This window comes from Psychrobacillus sp. FSL K6-1267 (genome assembly GCF_038003265.1).
Taxonomy (GTDB): Bacteria; Bacillota; Bacilli; order Bacillales_A; family Planococcaceae; genus Psychrobacillus; species Psychrobacillus faecigallinarum.
The window spans coordinates 191,452-209,183 of record NZ_JBBOOR010000001.1 but is presented as its reverse complement, the minus strand read 5'-3'; the positions used below and the strand labels follow the sequence as shown (position 1 = coordinate 209,183).

The 17,732-nt window shown below is 36.6% G+C and carries 20 protein-coding genes and 1 pseudogene; 10 read left to right on the top strand and 11 right to left on the bottom strand.

Features of this window, described 5'->3' with window-relative positions; genetic code table 11:
• Entirely contained in the window at positions 1-1,647 is a 1,647-nt protein-coding gene (locus tag MHB55_RS01100; RefSeq protein WP_340862365.1) for a sensor histidine kinase, read from the top strand.
• 36 nt (positions 1,648-1,683) lie between these two features.
• Here MHB55_RS01100 and MHB55_RS01095 read toward each other — a convergent pair whose 3' ends face one another.
• From MHB55_RS01095 to MHB55_RS01085, 3 genes are read right to left on the bottom strand one after another with little or no spacing between them, the layout of a single operon-like run.
• On the bottom strand, positions 1,684-2,511 hold the full coding sequence (locus MHB55_RS01095; protein ID WP_191697226.1) for an undecaprenyl-diphosphate phosphatase: 828 nt from the start codon (positions 2,509-2,511) through the stop codon (positions 1,684-1,686).
• 9 nt (positions 2,512-2,520) lie between these two features.
• Positions 2,521-3,123, bottom strand: a complete 603-nt coding sequence (locus MHB55_RS01090) for a DedA family protein (protein WP_144538374.1) — start codon at positions 3,121-3,123, stop codon at positions 2,521-2,523.
• Entirely contained in the window at positions 3,123-4,211 is a 1,089-nt protein-coding gene (locus MHB55_RS01085) for a metallophosphoesterase (protein ID WP_340862364.1), read from the bottom strand. The genes MHB55_RS01090 and MHB55_RS01085 overlap by 1 nt, the downstream gene beginning before the upstream one ends.
• Positions 4,212-4,372: 161 nt before the next feature.
• Between MHB55_RS01085 and MHB55_RS01080 the strand changes: the two genes are divergently transcribed.
• The 6 genes from MHB55_RS01080 to MHB55_RS01055 all read left to right on the top strand — a co-directional run bounded on the left by MHB55_RS01080 (position 4,373) and on the right by MHB55_RS01055 (position 8,200).
• Positions 4,373-4,720, top strand: coding sequence for a lmo0954 family membrane protein (locus MHB55_RS01080; RefSeq protein ID WP_144538372.1), 348 nt, complete (start codon positions 4,373-4,375; stop codon positions 4,718-4,720).
• Positions 4,721-4,733: 13 nt separating this feature from the next.
• The gene (locus MHB55_RS01075) at positions 4,734-5,372 is read left to right on the top strand and encodes a PspA/IM30 family protein (RefSeq protein WP_340862363.1); all 639 of its coding nucleotides are present in this window, start codon (positions 4,734-4,736) and stop codon (positions 5,370-5,372) included.
• 98 nt (positions 5,373-5,470) lie between these two features.
• On the top strand, positions 5,471-6,172 hold the full coding sequence (gene liaF, locus MHB55_RS01070) for a cell wall-active antibiotics response protein LiaF (RefSeq protein ID WP_154311895.1): 702 nt from the start codon (positions 5,471-5,473) through the stop codon (positions 6,170-6,172).
• Positions 6,169-7,242 carry a sensor histidine kinase gene (locus MHB55_RS01065; RefSeq protein ID WP_340862362.1) on the top strand — a complete coding sequence of 358 codons (1,074 nt, stop codon included), beginning with the start codon at positions 6,169-6,171 and terminating at the stop codon, positions 7,240-7,242. Before liaF ends, MHB55_RS01065 begins: the two co-directional genes overlap by 4 nt.
• 1 nt (position 7,243) lies before the next feature.
• Positions 7,244-7,885, top strand: a complete 642-nt coding sequence (locus tag MHB55_RS01060) for a response regulator transcription factor (RefSeq protein WP_144538368.1) — start codon at positions 7,244-7,246, stop codon at positions 7,883-7,885.
• Positions 7,886-7,945: 60 nt separating this feature from the next.
• Positions 7,946-8,200 carry a hypothetical protein gene (locus MHB55_RS01055; protein WP_154311896.1) on the top strand — a complete coding sequence of 85 codons (255 nt, stop codon included), beginning with the start codon at positions 7,946-7,948 and terminating at the stop codon, positions 8,198-8,200.
• Positions 8,201-8,252: 52 nt separating this feature from the next.
• Here MHB55_RS01055 and MHB55_RS01050 read toward each other — a convergent pair whose 3' ends face one another.
• Complete coding sequence (locus MHB55_RS01050) at positions 8,253-8,756, bottom strand: AAA family ATPase (protein WP_340844020.1); 504 nt, start codon at positions 8,754-8,756, stop codon at positions 8,253-8,255.
• A 3-nt stretch (positions 8,757-8,759) separates the two neighbouring features.
• Positions 8,760-9,224, bottom strand: coding sequence for a DinB family protein (locus tag MHB55_RS01045; RefSeq protein ID WP_340862361.1), 465 nt, complete (start codon positions 9,222-9,224; stop codon positions 8,760-8,762).
• An 88-nt stretch (positions 9,225-9,312) separates the two neighbouring features.
• Here MHB55_RS01045 and MHB55_RS01040 point away from each other — a divergent pair, with 88 nt between their 5' ends.
• Positions 9,313-10,269 (top strand): nuclease-related domain-containing protein, encoded by a 957-nt coding sequence (locus tag MHB55_RS01040; protein ID WP_340862360.1) that lies wholly within the window; start codon positions 9,313-9,315, stop codon positions 10,267-10,269.
• 319 nt (positions 10,270-10,588) lie between these two features.
• Here MHB55_RS01040 and MHB55_RS01035 read toward each other — a convergent pair whose 3' ends face one another.
• Both MHB55_RS01035 and MHB55_RS01030 read right to left on the bottom strand, forming a co-directional pair.
• Positions 10,589-12,796 carry a sensor histidine kinase gene (locus MHB55_RS01035; RefSeq protein WP_340862359.1) on the bottom strand — a complete coding sequence of 736 codons (2,208 nt, stop codon included), beginning with the start codon at positions 12,794-12,796 and terminating at the stop codon, positions 10,589-10,591.
• A 138-nt stretch (positions 12,797-12,934) separates the two neighbouring features.
• Positions 12,935-13,627, bottom strand: coding sequence for a response regulator transcription factor (locus MHB55_RS01030; RefSeq protein ID WP_144538363.1), 693 nt, complete (start codon positions 13,625-13,627; stop codon positions 12,935-12,937).
• A 360-nt stretch (positions 13,628-13,987) separates the two neighbouring features.
• Here MHB55_RS01030 and MHB55_RS01025 point away from each other — a divergent pair.
• Positions 13,988-14,315 (top strand): annotated as a pseudogene (locus MHB55_RS01025) (MarR family transcriptional regulator).
• A 17-nt stretch (positions 14,316-14,332) separates the two neighbouring features.
• Here MHB55_RS01025 and MHB55_RS01020 read toward each other — a convergent pair.
• The 3 genes from MHB55_RS01020 to MHB55_RS01010 form a co-directional block, all read right to left on the bottom strand.
• A complete protein-coding gene (locus MHB55_RS01020) occupies positions 14,333-14,629 on the bottom strand; it encodes a transporter suffix domain-containing protein (protein ID WP_340862358.1) in 297 nt (98 codons plus the stop codon).
• A gap of 331 nt (positions 14,630-14,960) precedes the next feature.
• Positions 14,961-15,425: a DinB family protein gene (locus MHB55_RS01015; protein ID WP_144538357.1), complete on the bottom strand. Its 465-nt coding sequence runs from the start codon at positions 15,423-15,425 to the stop codon at positions 14,961-14,963.
• A gap of 157 nt (positions 15,426-15,582) precedes the next feature.
• On the bottom strand, positions 15,583-16,488 hold the full coding sequence (locus MHB55_RS01010) for a S16 family serine protease (RefSeq protein WP_340862357.1): 906 nt from the start codon (positions 16,486-16,488) through the stop codon (positions 15,583-15,585).
• Positions 16,489-16,684: 196 nt separating this feature from the next.
• Here MHB55_RS01010 and MHB55_RS01005 point away from each other — a divergent pair, with 196 nt between their 5' ends.
• Complete coding sequence (locus tag MHB55_RS01005) at positions 16,685-17,566, top strand: BsuPI-related putative proteinase inhibitor (protein ID WP_340862356.1); 882 nt, start codon at positions 16,685-16,687, stop codon at positions 17,564-17,566.
• A gap of 41 nt (positions 17,567-17,607) precedes the next feature.
• Here MHB55_RS01005 and MHB55_RS01000 read toward each other — a convergent pair whose 3' ends face one another.
• On the bottom strand, positions 17,608-17,730 hold the full coding sequence (locus MHB55_RS01000; RefSeq protein WP_191697291.1) for a YhfH family protein: 123 nt from the start codon (positions 17,728-17,730) through the stop codon (positions 17,608-17,610).
• Positions 17,731-17,732: the final 2 nt, after the last annotated feature.

Genomic DNA, 17,732 nt, shown 5'->3' with positions numbered 1-17,732 from the left:
ATGAGACTTTCAAGTAAAATATCTCTAAGATTTTTAGTTTATTTTGTTGTATTTTATGCTGTATTATTTTTAGTCACATTTGGAATGTTTGCTTATATCATTTTCGACCTGCTTTCAAAGGAAGCTATCTCAGATATTCGTGCATTGGAAGCCTTTGAAATAGAAAGTGACATTGCAAAACAACCGGATGGCAGCTATGCATTTTCGGAGGACTTTATTAAATTGGCTAAGCAAAACTCCGGCCATTTATATCTTGTAGACCAAGCAGGCGAAGTACTTGCAACTACTGAACAAGAAATACTATCTATTGAATGGGTTGCCATACAGAAACAAGATCACGCTGTTTGGGAGTTAACAGACCAGCTGTTCTTACTTTTCATAGAAAACCAACCTGTAGATTTGTTGCTTGGTAAACTTTACATTAATAATAAAATTCAAATGAACGATGAGCTGGAAAAGGAGTTTTCATCTGTAGATGCAGCCGTTGAAATATATAACCAAGATGGGATAAGAGAAGAAATCCTTTATGGAGATGTATATAAAGCATTAAGTAGCATGGAGATAGTTACAAATAGTCAGGATTACTTTGAAAGAAAAGAAATTACTGCCTTTCAAACGATGGAAAATGGAAAAGTCCTAGTAGTACGAATGCCAAATACTAATTACCATCCCTTTGAACCAGCCTTAATAGATACTATGAAAAAGCTAGTGTTCTCCATTTTAGCGTTCCATCTCTTCCTGTTTATCTTTACTATTCTTTTTTCCATTTGGATTGGATATCGATTTGGTCGTCCCTTACTATATTTCTTACATAGAATTGAAAAATTAAGCGTAAAGGACTACGATCCTCCAAATGACAAAAAATTACGTTCCCCAAAATCCGGTAGATTTAAACGAAAATACCGTATATACGAGGAAGTGGACAAGTCACTAGCTAGATTAGCAAATACATTGAAAAGTAACGAAGAGAAAATAATAAAAACGGAAAAACTAAGAGAGGATTGGATCACTGGTCTCTCTCACGACTTAAAAACCCCTCTTAGTTCTATTTATGGATATTCTATAATGCTATCATCTAATGAGTACACATGGACCCCCATAGAGGTACAACGTTTCGCTAAAACAATGCAGGAAAAATCTATTTATATGAATGCGTTAATCGAGGATTTGACATATACTTACCAGTTGAAAAACGATGCGATTCAACTTAACAAAGAAAAGTTGAATCTCTTTGATTTTTTAAGGTCCTATGTTTACGCCTGTGATTGGAATGATATTCAAGAACCTATAGGAAACAAGGATATTACCGTCTATTTAGATGCAAAGCTATTTGAACGGGTTCTCGACAATCTTGTAGGAAATGCAGTAAAACATACTCCGAAGGGCACCAAGGTACACTTAGAAATTTATGAAAAAGATAGCTTAGCCTGTCTGGTCATCCGAGATGAGGGACCTGGTATTCCAAAGGTAGCTTTAGACAACTTGTTTAACCGTTATTATAGAGGTACAAATACTACCTCTGAAATTTCGGGCACTGGGCTTGGTTTAGCAATCTCCAAGCAACTAATAGAAGCACATAACGGAACGATACTGGTAGAATCCTCAAAAATAGGAACACTGGTGACCGTCACTTTTCCAATAGAATAAAAAAGCATTGGGAGCTCCCAATGCTTTTTGTTTTTCTTATAAAAATATAATAACTGCTAGTACTGCAGCTAATACAATACGATAAATTGCGAACGGAGTTAACTTGACTTTATCGATCAGTTTCAAGAAGAAGCGTATCGATATTAATGCAAAAACAAATGCGCTGACAAAGCCCACTGCATAGAAGCCAATGTGATCCATCTCTACATATTCCCAGTTTTTCAAAAGAGAAAGGAAGCTTGCCCCTGCCATAATCGGCACAGCCATGATGAAAGTAAAATCTGCCGCCGTTTTATGGTTCATCCCTAATAATACCCCACCGGAAATAGTTGATCCAGAACGAGAAAACCCTGGCCATAATGATAGACATTGTATTAGCCCTACAAGAATCGCCTGCTTATATGTAATCTTGTCTAGTGTATTCGTTTTCGGATGCTTAGGTCCTAACTTATCTGCTATAATCATTAAAATAGCACCAAGCACTAAACCTATTAAAACCGTCTTTGTTGTAAATAAATGCTCATCGATATAATCCTCAAATAACACACCAAGTACACCAGCCGGAATAAGACCAACAATTACGTGAGTCAGTTTTAACTGTTCACCTTTTGGCGCATCCTTTATTCGATATAAGCCTATTAAACTTAGTAGCCTTTTCCAAAAAACAACAACTACAGCGAGAATCGACCCAAGTTGAATAACAATTTTAAATGTATTTGCTGAATATTCCCCTAAAAAATCTTTTGTTTGCAGCCACATATCATCCACAATAATCATATGACCCGTAGATGATACTGGAGCAAATTCTGTCATACCTTCTACAAAACCTAATATTAGTGCTTTAAATAATTCTAGAATTTCCATAAGATCTCCTTAGTCACGTTTTTTAAAATACCATACTAAAAATGCAATACCTACAATTGCTAAAATAATATAAACTACGTTCGAATAGATATCCATATACCCTACGATATCTTCCCAATTTTCACCAACTGCTGACCCTACTGAAACTAAAATAGTATTCCAAATAAGAGTACCTAAAGTAGTAAAAAGAAGGAACAGCCAAAACTTCATGTTTGACATCCCTGCAGGAATAGAAATCAGGCTTCTTACTAATGGAATAAGTCGTCCAAAAAATACAGCCCATACGCCGTATTTATCAAACCAGGCATCTGCCTTATGAATATCTTTTACAGTCAATCTCAAGAATTTACCGTATTTCTTTACAATCTTCTCTAAACGCTCTACATCTAATAACAAACCAATCCCATATAGAATGGCTGCCCCTATCACTGACCCTGCTGTAGCTGCCAAAATAACACCTAGCTTGGTCATGGAAGTAGATGTCGTCATAAATCCTCCGAGCGTTAAAATGACCTCAGAAGGGATTGGCGGAAAAACATTCTCTAATAAAATCAATAAAAATACGCCAAAATATCCAAACTGGTTCATCCATTCTGTGATCCAGGCTTCCATTAAACTTCCACATCCTCTAACTTAATCTCAATCGACCAAAGCTCTGATCGACTACCTAGTCGAATTGGTGGTCCCCAAAATCCAAAACCAGAAGATACAATCGCGTGCATACTCCCTTTTTCCCTATACCCATAATCCAGCTCAAAAATTCTTTGAGTAAACAAATGATTCGGCCACATTTGTCCACGATGCGTATGGCCAGAAACATGAAAGTCTACCTTTTCTTTCTCTGGTATAAGTAAATTGGAAGGTGTGTGATCCATCACAAACCAAGGTAAATTCTTTTCTTTTGGAGCCAATTCAGATAACTCTTTTCGATTTCTATTTGTTAAATCCTCACGTCCTGTCAAATAGAACGTATCTGCCACTAAGATTGTTTCATCTAATAGCATTTGCACACTAGATGCTTCCATTTCTTCTATTAAGAGTGGAATTTTCTTTCCGTAGTATTCGTGATTTCCCAAAACCCCATAATTACCATACGTTGATCGTAGCTGCTTCATCACCTCGGACATGCCTTTTTTTACAAACCAAATCGGGTCATCGTCCACTAAATCTCCAACCAATAAGACAAGATCAGGATTTTGTTCATTTGATTTTTTTACAAATCGCATTAAATGCGCTTTATTGGACAATAAGCCAAGATGGAAATCAGATGCAACGACAACTTTTAGACTGTCCACTGATGCATCCTTTTTTGGCATGGTAATTTTAAGCTCGCGAACAACTGGCGAGAAAGCGTTATATGTTCCTAGTAGCATTATTAACACAAAAAATAATAAAACAATCCCACCTATCAGCTTTAACTGCCCTGGAAAAACCCATGCAAATATAGTTGCAACAGGAAAAAGGAGAATCCCATATTGCATGACGATAAGCCAATAAGAACCTATTATACTAAAAGTTCTAAGTCTGTGGTCAAGCCTTGCGATAATAATCGCAAAAGCAAATAAGAACCAGATAACTAAAAACAGCCAAGAATTGATGGTAAAGAAAGCTTCTAACCATGTTGAAACGCTCCAACCAAAGTAAAAAACAATAGACGAATATATAATGATAGCTAATATAATAGAGCCAATTTTTTTCATTGTGAAATTCTCCATTTTTGTCTTTTCCCATTAGTATAGCAGATTTGAATAATTTACTCTTTCTCAGCCTCTAGACCGAGAAGAAAATCATGTTTAAGACCGTTTGGCTAAACACAAGGAATTGGTAAGCTATATATACAGACGAGAGGAGGAACAAACATATGAAAAAATTTGGTTTAGTTACACTTGGAATAATCGCAGGAATTGTCGCTTTGGTGAATCTTGGTCCGTTGTTAGGATTAGGGATATCCGCGCTATTCGTCTTTGCAGGTGTACATTTTTATCTAAAGAGCGACTCAAGCTTATTGAAAATCTTTTGGGCAATTGTTGGAATTATCGGGTTATTAACAGCTATTTCTAACATACCTGGATTTGTTGGTATCTTATCTATTGTCGCACTTTATTTCATCTGGAAGAAGTGGAAAAAGGACGACATCTCCCTTTCGATACCCAAAACTGATGACCCATTCGTAAACTTCGAAAAACAGTGGAACGAACTTAACAAATAAGGAGGAAACTAACATGACATCATTACTACAACGATTAAAGTATTCAGTCGAAGCAGATCTACACCGATTATTTGATAAAAAAGAGGAAAAAAACCCAATTGCTATGCTTAACCAATACATTCGTGAAGCGGAAAAGCAAACTGAACAAACAGGTAAATGGTTAGAGCGCCAAGGCAAACTAAAATTAGAGCTTGAAAAAGAATTAACAGAAACATTACAAATGGCAGAGAAACGTCAAAAACAAGTGGAGCTAGCTACCGCTACAGGCGAAGAGGATCTAATCTCCTTTGCTCAAGCTGAGGTAAATGCTTATAACGAGCGTGCTAAAACTTTACAAAACAGCATTCGTCAAACAATGGAGGAGCTCTTTGGATTAGAACGTAAGTATGAAGAGATGAAACACAAGGTGAAAGATATGAAGGTCCGACAATTACAGCTGATGGGGAAAGAAAATGTAACTCGCGCCCACCACCAAATGGATCAATTATTAAAGCCTGAAGAAACACAGAAAAACTTTGGTACTTTCCAAGACATGGAGCAATACATTGAACGTCTAGGACAGAAGATCGAAAAAGAGCATGAAATCACTTCAATGGAACAACGTTTAGAACAATTAGAAAAAAACCAACAACCAAAGGCTGAAATTGTGTAAAATATAGAAAAGGTTGTCCATTTTTTAGGACTAATGAGGAGAAGGCAAGCGCCTTCTCCTTCTCATGCATTACTATGCGAAGAAGGGAGAATACAAGCATGAAAGAAAACCAAACAAACAAGCTAGCTTTTTTTCTTATTTGTTTTGTTTTTCTCATTTTTATAGAAGCTACTATATTTGGGAATGGCAATATTATATTAGTCCTTCTTGGCATAGGAATGATGTACTTTAGCTTGCGAAAGCAGTCTAAGTATATTTTCTGGCTAGGTTTTATTTTTCTTATTTTGGCTGTCTTTTCGATGTGGAGTCTACGATTATTTTTAGTAGCCATCATTGTTTATTCCCTTTATAAGCTTTGGAAAAATGAACCCATCAGCCAGGTGATTAAACCATTTGGAACGGTATATGAAGAAACACCGAATAGTATTATTCAAAATAAGCTATTCACATCACAGTCTACTCCATTTCAAGCCTATGAATGGCAAGATGTACATGTGCAAAGTTTTTACGGTGACTACTTGATCGACGTGACGGAAACGGTGCTCCCAAAAGGTACCTCCCTTATTTCTATTCGTCAGTCTTTAGGTAAGGTCACTATTTATGTACCATATGAGATCCCAGTCCGCATACATTATACTACCATTATCGGCGAAGCCCATATTCTTTCTCGTGGTGCTCGTCGTTTGTGGAACCAAACCGTTCTTGTAAAGGATGGGTATTCGGAAGATGTTGCTCATTCTGCTGAGCTAGTGATTACTGTTTCTACTTGGATTGGAGATATCGAGGTGATCCGGAAATGAGAATAATTTTGGGGCAAGGAATCTCCATCTTTACCTATTTAGTTATTATTATCGCTTTGCTTTTGTATGTTATTTGGGGATGGCCTAATGAAGAGGCATGGTTGTCGTTATTAGAGACGACCTATGCCCAAATCCCTTTTGGTGTGTGGATTGTATTTGTTCTAGCCTTCATAAGCTTTGGTTTTTCATTGAACACACTCCAAAAGGTACGGAGCCAAGAAAAGAAAATAGAAACGAGCCTACGACCTTTACTTGCAGAAACCTTTGAACCGAGTAAGAAAAAATATACTCAAACAAAGCGAATGCAGGCGACTGTTACTCAACTGGAACAGCTAATATTAACTCAGCGAAAAACTTTGCAACGTATTACCAACGAAAAGGCAGAAACCCAGGACAGAATTATTCAGGAAAGACTAGTCCAAGAAAGACAAAGACTGGCGAGAGAGCTTCACGACTCTGTTTCTCAGCAGCTCTTTGCAGCCTCCATGCTCCTCTCTACTATGGTTGAAATAGAGGAAGCTAAAAATGGAGAAGTGCCAAAGACATTAATGCAAACGGAAAAAATTGTGCAACAGGCCCAATTAGAAATGCGTGCTTTACTTCTTCATTTACGTCCTGCTGCTCTACACAATAAAACTCTGAAGGAAGGCTTAGAAGAGTTACTTCAGGAGCTTCAGGAGAAAGTGTTTTTTACTATTCGATACAGATTAGAAGAGGTTTCCTTATCTAAAGGCGCTGAGGATCATTTATTCCGTATTGCACAGGAAACTCTATCAAATACGTTAAGACATGCTAAAGCAACTGAAGTAGACATTCTATTTGTTGAAAGAGACAATCTTGCCATTTTCCGTGTACAGGATAACGGGGTTGGCTTTGAAGTTGGAGAAGGTAAAAATGGCTCTTACGGAATTCAAAGTGTCAGAGAACGTGCGGTTGAAATTGGAGCTACTTGTAAGGTAGTATCTGTTCCTTCTCAAGGGACAATTGTAGAAGTTAAACTGCCGATTGAAAAGCCAGTAGCCCAACCGATAAATTTAGAAAAAATTACAACCGCAGAGAGGAGTGAATAGAATGATACGTATTTTGTTAGCTGACGATCATGAAATGGTACGAATTGGGGTTTCGGCATACTTACAGGCACAGCCAGATATGGAGGTCGTCGCGGAGGCAGTGAATGGTCAAGAAGCCGTTGACTTGGCTCTTGAGCACAGACCTGACATCATCCTTATGGACATGGTCATGCCTATTTTAAACGGTGCAGAGGCAACTCGGGAAATTATCCAAAAATGGCCCACAGCAAAGGTAATGGTTGTCACTAGTTTTATAGACGATGACAAGGTATACCCCGCACTAGAGGCAGGAGCAATTAGCTATTTATTGAAAACCTCGAAAGCTTCTCATATAGCTGATTCTATTCGTAAAACTTTAAGTGGGAATGCCGTATTAGAGCCAGAGGTAACCAATAAAATGATGATGCGAATGCGCCAAGGCTCCGGGCATGCACTACATGAAGATTTAACCGATCGAGAAAGAGAGGTACTTCTTCTCATGGCTGAAGGTAAAACTAATCAGGAAATAGCGGACACTTTATACATTGCTTTAAAAACTGCAAAAACACACGTAAGCAACATATTATCTAAGCTGGAGGTCAATGATCGAACTCAAGCTGTCATTTATGCGTATGAGCATAAGTTAGTCTCTACAAAAAAATAACCAATCCTCTCGAGCTGTCATATGCTATTAAAAAGACAGCCAAAGGATGATAGACAACATATGAATCCCAAAAACAACGACAAATCCAGTGAGCAACCAAACTTAGGCGCAACTTTGGACTTCTTGGGCTCTGTCGTCGTGACATTAGGTTTTCTTATTGGCACGATTGGAGAAGGAATTACCCTCCAAGAAAACTTAGAAGAAGAGCAATCCGAAAAAAAATCTAAGAGCAATCAAAAACTTCAGCTTTCTCAAATAGAAAAAAAATTAGACTACGTCATTAATGAACTTGAAGCATTAAAAAGAAAGAGATGACCCTATACATAAGAGGGTCATCTTTTTGTCTGTTTTAGCAGTGCCAGTAAAACTATATATTTTTTTGAACTACTGATAAATCATTTTTTGTCAGTAGTACCACTTTCATCTCATACTTACTAAACTTCGTTAAAAATTCTGGTTTCATCTGTTTTTCAAAGTAGCTTGTCCATTGAAACATTTTTAGAAAAATAGAAAAGGTCGGTTGGTAGTTAGCCTCTTCCAATCTAAGCACTTGACGGGCATACCTCTTTGTAATTCGGAAATACCTAATAGACACAGGAATATCTAGAAAAATAATGTAATCGGAGGCTTCTAATCCTGGGTCCGTCCAATCTATATGTACACCCTCGATTATCCATTGGTCGAGGTTCACTGCTTCTTTTAGTAGCTCATCCCTTTTTTCCACAGAATTCCTAATATCCCCTTGCCCTTGATGATTTCTAGTCCAAACAAAGTTATCTGTTTCAAAATGGGGAATTCTATAATGCTGTGCCAACTGGCGAGCAAGTGTTGTTTTGCCACTTCCTACAGAGCCTACAATATATATTTTCATATTTTACACCGCATTTGCTTGATTGATAGAATGAATAACTCCGGCATGAACCCCCTCATGCCAAACAATGAATTGGACAATTGCTTCTACTGTTTCCATGCTATGTAGATTTCCTATTTCTAATGTTTCAATTAAATAATCCTGAAGATTAGGTGCTAAAAGTGCCAGCACACGGTCTAGCTGATCTTTTAAACTAACTATAAGCTCTTCCTTTGAGGGTGGGACCTCCTGCCAGTCATCCGGATCTGTCCCTGGAGCAAAAAATTGTATCCATTCGGGATGAACAATACTGTAGGTTGGAATTGCTTTTTGAACCAATATTTCCATTTGTACATAGAGGTGTCCTACGTTCCATCGAACGGTGTTGGAGAATCCTTTAGGCTTTATATCCCACATATCTTCCTTGCACTGTTTAATCCTTCCTAGTGTATAGATTCTCGCAAAGTTAAGTTGGTATAAAGATTCCATGGCTTCCCACCTCCTTTTAATTTGAGTATATCATTTATGGGAAAATTCTGTCTCCTACTACTTGTTTTATATTTTACTAGGTGGTATCTTGTACAAGAAAGGAGTGATTAATATAGACCAACCACGAAGTATTCCTAAAACAATCGAAGTTTACAAGCGCTCCATTCATCGTCTTTCTACTCAACACCCACTAATACCGCACATAGAAAATCGGATTTACAGTCTTGAAGCTGGTTACGCTGGTGAGACTTACGTTGATAATATTTTAAAACAGATCCCCTTTTCTAAGCATTACTCAATTTTAAAAGACCTCCACTTTTCTATTTCTGATTCCATCTATCTTCAAATAGACACCATAATTCTTACCCCAAAGTATTTAGCAATCCTTGAAGTCAAAAATATTCGTGGGAAAATCTCCTTCCAAAGAAATCCCGAACAACTTATACGAGAAATCGACGACCAAATCACTGCATTTAAATGTCCCGAGCAACAAGTAATACGCAATACCCAAAAGCTAGCTTTACTACTACATCCCCTAAAAATTCAAATTCCAATTAAATCTTTTATTGTATTTGCATCTACCAAAACTATAGTGGCACAACCTCCTAAACAAGTGAAAGCAGTTATGGGCTGCGATATTGCCACCCACATCGATTCACTCAATGCACTCCCTGATGTCTTATCCATTACTAAATTTCAACAACTAATAAAATATCTAATGACACATTCGACAGAGTTTGTTCCAAAGCCTCTATCTCATAGCTATCCGTTGGAACTTATAGATATAAAACGAGGAATGCTATGTTCACAATGCTTTCAATTTATAGAAGGTAATTGCCCTACTTGTGGAACATTAAAAAAGATAATGCAGCATCAAGCATTAGAGGACTGGTTTTATTTGTATAAAGAATCTATCTCTAACAAAGAGTGTGTGGACTTCCTGAATCTAAAAGATAAGCATATGGCGTCATACTTAATGAAGACCTCTAAATTATATCCGGTAAACAACACGAGAAGCAGATATTATGTAATCCAAAAAAGATAAATGCCACTGTCTCTGAATAATACATGTGTTTACAGAGTGTGGTTGGATTAGGGTCTCATTTACAATTCCTATTCCTTCTCTCGAGATAGTTTTACGACAATCCCGAGCCCGTTTACGACAATCGGGGGCTCGATTACTACAATCAAGCGCTACTTTACTACAATGCACTTCCTCCCCCTTACTTCGAGACAGTTTGACGACAATCTGGAGCTCCTTTACTACAATCGAGCTCTACTTTACGACAATTACACGCTGGTTTACTACAATCCATTTCCATACTAAAAACCCCCTCCGCAAAAGGAGGGGGTACATTTTCTAACTAGATTGTTTGTATTTTCACAGTAACTTTAAACAAGTCTCCGTCTACTTCCATTCTTAGAATTCCGCCATGTAGGTCTACGATGGATTGTGCAATAGCAAGCCCTAGACCAGAGCCATCTGTATGACGAGATGTGTCGGCGCGCTTAAATCTCTCAGTAAGTTCTGCCACATCATCACCTAGCTCATATTTAGCGATATTTTTAATAACAAACACCGCGTATCCATCCACCTGATCTAAATTTATATAGACCCGTGTGTTAGGTAGGGAGTACTTCAACGTATTAATAATAAGGTTGTCTAGAACTCTCCACCATTTCTGACCATCTACGTAGGACATGATCGGTTTTGTGCCGATAGTTACTCGGTAATCGAGACCTGATTTATCAATATCCTCCTGGTGCTCGGCAACTGCCTGTTGCAAAAGCTGGGTTAAATCTACCTTACGTTTGTCTAATTCAATATTTCCTGTAGCCATTTTGGAAACTTCAAATAGATCCTCTATCAATGTTTTTAAACGTAATGACTTTTTGTCTAAAATCGCGATATACGAAGCTCGCTCTTCCTCCGTAATATCGGGATTTTTCAATAGGTCAGTGTACGTAATAATAGAAGTTAAAGGTGTACGCAAATCATGGCTGACATTTGTGATTAGCTCGGTCTTCAATCGTTCACTCTTTACCTGCTCTGTTTGAGAGGATTGCACACGACCTCTAAGCTCATTAACATTAGATGCAAGCTCTGCTATTGGTGATTTGCCTTTTACTTTTATTTCCGTTCCATTGTTACCTTTAACCATCTCTTCTGTCTTTCCTATTATCCTGTTCAAGTAAGCCATCCGAGAAGTTAAAATACCTAATACCGGAATACCGATAAATAATGTAGCTGGAATCCAAACCAAAATTAACTCCCATAACTGAAAGGTTAACATTGTTCCAAATCCCCAGAAGAAAATCACTACTAACAGAATAATCGTTTGTACCCCTATAGAACGTCTCAGGAAGAAACCTTCTAATGAATTAATCCAACTTACTGTTAAGCTATTTTTCCAATCTGCTGTATTAAATGATTTTTTCAGCCATGGCAATTGATATAAGGTTAATGCCGTTAATATAACTGCTGCAATAAAACTACCGATTGGAATATCATATCCGCCATAATAAAAGATAGATAGCATTGCTTCCTTAGAAAATAGGATTGCTAGATAAGCACTAACGAAAACTAACACAAAACGAACATCCATAGGCAAGCTCTGAAATTTTTCTCGCCCTGGCTCAAATTGGAATGTATCTCGATTCTTCCTCCATAAGGAAACAAAAAATATTGCTGAAAGAATCCCTATAACAATGACACCGTAGAATATTAGCTGTTGTGTTTTAAAGTAATTGTATTGATCAGCTCTATTTCCACTTAGCATACTTGCTTCAGATATGGCAATTGTGCCTTCAAAACGAGAATACTGATCTCCAATGGCATCTCTCAGATCCCACTCTTCACCATCATAATAATTACTTTCCATTTCTGCTAAATCATAAACGTTACTTTTCTTTAAAAATCCATTATCACTAGAGAACACTTTCTTAAATGCATTTTTCTTCCCAATATCACCATTGGTAAATACTTCTCCAGTTTCTATATTTTTTAATTCGTAGTTAAAATCATCTCTTTCAATGAGAAATCTATTCTTGGCCTTAGTTAAGTTTCGAAAGTAAGCATCCACTTCGTCTTCTTTTTCTCTTCGAATCTTATCTTCTACATATTCATCGCTTTCAAAGTTCTTTCTAATATCGGCAATCTTTGCATCACGTTCTGCTATTATACCGTCTTTTAGTGAGTTTTCCTTGGTCTGCTCCTGTGCTGCATCACCATCAGTTGAGGTCTCCTCTGTTGTTGTAGAATTTATTCTTTCCTCATAATTTTGCTCAATTGAATAAATCTGCTCCTCTAAATTTCCAAAACGATTTCGATACTCTTCAATCTCACTAGAGGACACTGTTATACTTTTCTTTACTTCTTCTATATCTGGGACAGCCAATACTAATGGGACTAGTGCAGATTCATATTCACTTAACTCTTGTTGAAAATCATAACTATCAAAATAAGAAGTACCAACGTACTCTCTGGCTTTATTTGTGAGAGTATATAGAGCACCAATTGCTATTACTGCTAACACACTCAATATAACTACTTTTCCTAGCGGACGTTTCATCTTGCTCCCCCTTTCATTAATTCAATTGCTTCGGTAAATGTTCTACTAATATCCATGATGGGAATTAGGTGAATTGTGCAATAAAATAAGCAAAGTGCACCACATAAAATAGCAGTTATAGAAAATATCAGACTCCATTTACTTGTCGATTTTATAGCCAACTCCCCACACCACCTTTAAATATCTTGGGTTTTTAGGATCCGTCTCAATTTTTTCACGTATTTTTCGAATGTGGACGGCTACAATATTTTCTGCGTTATAAGCTGGCTCGTTCCAAACTCTCTCATAAATCTCATTAATAGAAAAAACTCGACCTGCATTAATCATCAGCAACTCTGTAATCTTATACTCAATAGGTGTAAGCTTAACTGCTTCGCCTTCCACGGAGAGCTCCTTTGCTTCCTGATTTAATATAAGTCCATCTACCTCTACGGTTGCTTGTTTCCCTTGATATGTCCCAAGCTTTGTATACCTTCTTAGTTGAGACTTCACTCGAGCTACAAGCTCCATTGGGTGAAAGGGCTTCGTCACGTAATCATCCGCTCCAACAGACAATCCATGAATCTTGTCTGAATCCTCGGCTTTAGCGCTTAACATAATAATAGGTATATTTCTTTGCTCTCTTATTTTAAACGTAGCAGAAATCCCATCCATTTGAGGCATCATAATGTCTAGTACAATGACATGAACCTCGTTTTCCTCCAACAGCTCCAGCGCCTCTAATCCATTTCCCGCCTTCAATACACGGTAGCCTTCATTTTTTAAATATATTTCTATTCCATCTCGAATATCTTGATCATCGTCCGTCACTAGTACAGTAAACTCAGGCATCCTTATACCTCCTCCGCATCGCTTTCTTATGTTTCTTATTGTAACCTTCATTTCTTAACATTCCAGCAGTATAATTCTGAAGAAAATCTTAAGAAATTCATATATTTAATTGATTTCTTTGATATCGTTGACTTGCAGAACTTTACAGTTTTACAATATTTATTTTAAATACGTCATGAGCATTTTTAAACGGGGTACACTAAATATACTTTTCCTCATAAAAATACCACCTAACATATTCTCTAGTCGGTGGTTTTAAAGATATGAATTTAATCAGTCTCTATATTAGCTTATACATATCGTTGTCTTTAGAAACATTAATGAAGAATTGCACCAACGCACTCAAAATGTTTTCATGAATTGACGTTCTGCAGCATAGTGCTATGGCTGTTGCTAGAAGAAAAAGAAATAAATTATATGAATTTTCAATTAAATAATCAACAATATACGTTGCTAACATTAATTATTCAGCACCCATCATCTACTACTACAAAAGTTGGCGGAAAAAATGAATATAACCAAGAGTGCAATCAGTCAACAGTTAGTTAAACTTGAGGCAGAAGGATATATTATTAGAAAGCAAAACGTGGAAGATAAGCGTACATTTTCAGTGGAACTTGGAGAAAAGGGGTTATTGTATAAAAAAGAGTGTGACGTATTTAAGCCACAGGTTCAATTGTTTGATTGACTTTCTCAGCTATATTTTCATTCTTCATGCTCTTGACTGTCACCTTTTCTTCTCCAGTTTTTCGGGTTTAACTTGTTTTTGTATTTGTTCACCACTTCTTTCCCAACAAATACAGCACCTATCAAGAATATGATTTCGCCAACTACTATACATACGGGAATGATAGTAGCCTTTATATGGGTTGGCAATGAGGTGAAAGGTACGATGGCTGCGGCCCCCCAAAATATAGGATAAAGGATTAGAAGTATTATTCCAAGTTTAAATAGAAATGGTTTCTTTTGTTTATTTTTGTTTTCCAATAGTTCTTTTTCCAATGCTAAGCCCTCCCATATAATTTTTTTTAGTTAACTTAACTAAAATAAATTATATGGGAAAGATGGTTTAATTACTAGGTAATGCATCCTCGAAAATCAAGCTATTATATAAAAGTTTGTTCTATAAATACGTTACGATTTTCACCTTTCCTAATTCAACTTTCCTACTGTATAAGTTCAATAAGGAAAGTGCATTTTATTCCTATCAAATATTAAAAGAGCACCCGATTGGATGCCCTCAATGTTACTTTTTATTAAATTACTGCCCTTTAACCGTTACGATAGTAGGACTCTACGATGCCGAAGCCATCTCGAAACTGCTAATCTCTAACTATTGAGGTTCAATGAGATCAGTGTCTGGCGGGATATACCCAAGTTGTCTTCCTATTTTAACGATTTGTCCTTTATGGTGAAATTCATGAGTGATGGTATGGGTAAAAAGCCACAATGCTGTAAATTCCCCTCTTCCATCAACCTTATTAATTTCATCCCATTTACCACTAAATTTTTTGAGAAATTCATAAACCAAGTCATCCGTTCCCCTGAAAATCTCGCGCATTTTCTCGACATTGTTTACTGATTCTATTTCTATTTTGGAAAGTGATTTCCCAAGTGCACGATTTCCTAACCATACTCGATAACAGTTAGCTACATGAACATGTAGACTTTGAACTGAATCACCACCGAAATTTTCAAGCTCTTTAACATAATCTGCAGGTGACAACGTTTCGCAATAATCAAATAAAGATTCCCTTGTACGTTGTATCCAATCATACTGGGTTTTGAAAACATCCATCTTATCGCCCTCCTTTAAAAAACATTTTTTAATCAACCAGCCTCACTAACCTATTAAAATTATTCAACATCCACTTAAATAATCCCTCTTTCTTCAAAAAACCTTCTCAGTTATTTAAAGAATGAAGATAATCCTTCATAGATACTTTATTTAAAAGTTATTTTCTATATTTTTCGTTCAAATCATTAATAAGTTCAACCGCTCCATCTACATGTTCAACATCATAGACTTCCATATTTAGTTTTAATTCTTTTTGAATAGCTACAGCTTCTTTTGCATTTTCGCTCGGGATAATCATAAAGTGAAAATCGTATTTATCTGCAGTTTGTAGCTTTTCCTTCAAGCCTCCTATAGCTGATACGTTTCCGTCTCCATCGATTGCCCCTGTAACAGCAATTTTTAACCTATTTTGCAATTCGCCTTTTATAATGAGTTCTGTTAGTAATAAGCTAAGCCCCGAACTATCTCCTATAGCTTGATCATGTTTAAAATAATCGGTAAGCCTTACCTCTTCTTTCCCGAAATATTGCTTCAGATTCTCTCTCATCTTGTCTTTTGGAGATTTTTCATTTAGGTGTATCCAACTTAATAGCGTCTTATTTTTTTCTTTATAAAGTATTTGATTCGTCAATTTAGTAATCTTATAAAAATCTTCATTTGTTCTTATCAAATATTCCTGTGCCTCCTGTTTGCTTTCCATATTATCTAAAGGTATAGAAGCAACGCTTACTATATAGATCCCTGAACCTACTACTGTCTGCCTTGGCTCTAAGTATACGTCTGCTACGTGTGTTTTTGAGATAAACCCTAACAGCGGCAGCTCATAGCAAAATAATAGGAGAAGTATGGATAGAGAAATTCCAATTTTTCGTCTCGTTGCTCGTTTTTTTCGAAGCACAATCATTGAGATAGATAAAACAATTAGGCTAATCAGTAATATTAGTAAAAACGAGATTCCATCAATGTAATCTTGAAGATATAATATTAGAAATAAAAGATAAAAAAAGATCGTTAAAATGACTTGGACTACATTTAATGAACGAAATTTATCAATAATTTTCAACTCCAATCTAAAATTATATGTTGTTCACCTTACATGTCATCGTTCTTATATATAAATTAATTAACAACTAAATAAGAATATTTCGCCCTATAAAATACCATTTTTATCTAATTGTAGCATCTATTCTATTATTTTTCCGTCTTATCTGAAACTTTCTCGCGCAAAAACTGTCTAATGTTTTAAAGGAGTGAACAAGATGAAAAAAATGCTATGGAGTTTGCTAACTGTTTTTATGCTCTTAATTCTTGCAAGCTGCGGAACTAATGATAATGATGAAAATAATTCTACGACGGGAAGCGAGCAGCAAGAAACTGAGCCTAAAGTGTCTACTCAGTTAAACGTGGACGCTAATGGAGAAGCAGTTTTCCTTATAAAAAACGAGTCAAATAAAGAAAGTACCTTGTCATTTACCAGTGGCCAGGAAGTGGAATATCAGCTACTGGACCAAGATAAAACAGTAGTATATACGTACTCTGCAAATAAAAGCTTTACACAAGCAATTCAAGAAAAAAAGCTTCAGCCAAATGAAGAAATTACCTTTGAGCTAGACCTGGAAAATGAGCTCGTGGATGTACCTGCTGGAAAGTATACGCTGGTGGCTTGGTCATTAGCACCTGAACTTAGTGACCAAAAAGTTGAAACTACTTATGAATGGGCTGGTACGGAAAAAGCAGAGGAGAGCGCCCCTCCTGCAGAAGAAATAAGTAAAGTTACTCTTTATCGCGAGGACGATAATGCTGAATTCGTGGAGCCTTATGAGGTAGAAATCGATCCATCTGGTGATATGGTGAAGCAAATATTTGAGGAAATAGATACAACTAAAGTCGGTTTGTTGGACTATCGATTTGAAAATGACGATAAAAAGCTAGTGCTTGTTATGGATAAAACTACAGAAAACGTACAAGGTACGGCTGGGGAGTATTTATTCATTGGTAAAGTCCTTCATTCCTACTTTGAGAACTTCCCTAAATTAGAGGAGATTGATTTCGTGCAACAAGATGGAAGCCCGGCTGTTCTTCCACATATGGGAGCAGTTAGCACCTTTACAAGAGATGAACAATATACAAAACCAAATTAATGTAATGAAAAGAGCTTGGATTGCCTCCAAGCTCTTTTTATTTATTCACTTCTTTTGTTTAGACAGCGTTCGCATTCGAATAATGGAGATTCTACTTGCTCTTGGATGACACATCCACATTCGCGACAAATCTTTGAATTTTTTTCACTTGTAGGTTTATTCATTC

Bases quoted from the DNA above. Each gene is read 5' to 3' on its own strand.
- MHB55_RS01100 (WP_340862365.1), top strand. From the start codon at position 1: ATGAGACTTTCAAGTAAAATATCTCTAAGATTTTTAGTTTATTTTGTT.
- MHB55_RS01095 (WP_191697226.1), bottom strand. From the start codon at position 2,511: ATGGAAATTCTAGAATTATTTAAAGCACTAATATTAGGTTTTGTAGAA.
- MHB55_RS01090 (WP_144538374.1), bottom strand. From the start codon at position 3,123: ATGGAAGCCTGGATCACAGAATGGATGAACCAGTTTGGATATTTTGGC.
- MHB55_RS01085 (WP_340862364.1), bottom strand. From the start codon at position 4,211: ATGAAAAAAATTGGCTCTATTATATTAGCTATCATTATATATTCGTCT.
- MHB55_RS01080 (WP_144538372.1), top strand. From the start codon at position 4,373: ATGAAAAAATTTGGTTTAGTTACACTTGGAATAATCGCAGGAATTGTC.
- MHB55_RS01075 (WP_340862363.1), top strand. From the start codon at position 4,734: ATGACATCATTACTACAACGATTAAAGTATTCAGTCGAAGCAGATCTA.
- liaF (WP_154311895.1), top strand. From the start codon at position 5,471: ATGAAAGAAAACCAAACAAACAAGCTAGCTTTTTTTCTTATTTGTTTT.
- MHB55_RS01065 (WP_340862362.1), top strand. From the start codon at position 6,169: ATGAGAATAATTTTGGGGCAAGGAATCTCCATCTTTACCTATTTAGTT.
- MHB55_RS01060 (WP_144538368.1), top strand. From the start codon at position 7,244: ATGATACGTATTTTGTTAGCTGACGATCATGAAATGGTACGAATTGGG.
- MHB55_RS01055 (WP_154311896.1), top strand. From the start codon at position 7,946: ATGAATCCCAAAAACAACGACAAATCCAGTGAGCAACCAAACTTAGGC.
- MHB55_RS01050 (WP_340844020.1), bottom strand. From the start codon at position 8,756: ATGAAAATATATATTGTAGGCTCTGTAGGAAGTGGCAAAACAACACTT.
- MHB55_RS01045 (WP_340862361.1), bottom strand. From the start codon at position 9,224: ATGGAATCTTTATACCAACTTAACTTTGCGAGAATCTATACACTAGGA.
- MHB55_RS01035 (WP_340862359.1), bottom strand. From the start codon at position 12,796: ATGAAACGTCCGCTAGGAAAAGTAGTTATATTGAGTGTGTTAGCAGTA.
- MHB55_RS01030 (WP_144538363.1), bottom strand. From the start codon at position 13,627: ATGCCTGAGTTTACTGTACTAGTGACGGACGATGATCAAGATATTCGA.
- MHB55_RS01015 (WP_144538357.1), bottom strand. From the start codon at position 15,425: ATGGATGTTTTCAAAACCCAGTATGATTGGATACAACGTACAAGGGAA.
- MHB55_RS01005 (WP_340862356.1), top strand. From the start codon at position 16,685: ATGAAAAAAATGCTATGGAGTTTGCTAACTGTTTTTATGCTCTTAATT.
- MHB55_RS01000 (WP_191697291.1), bottom strand. From the start codon at position 17,730: ATGAATAAACCTACAAGTGAAAAAAATTCAAAGATTTGTCGCGAATGT.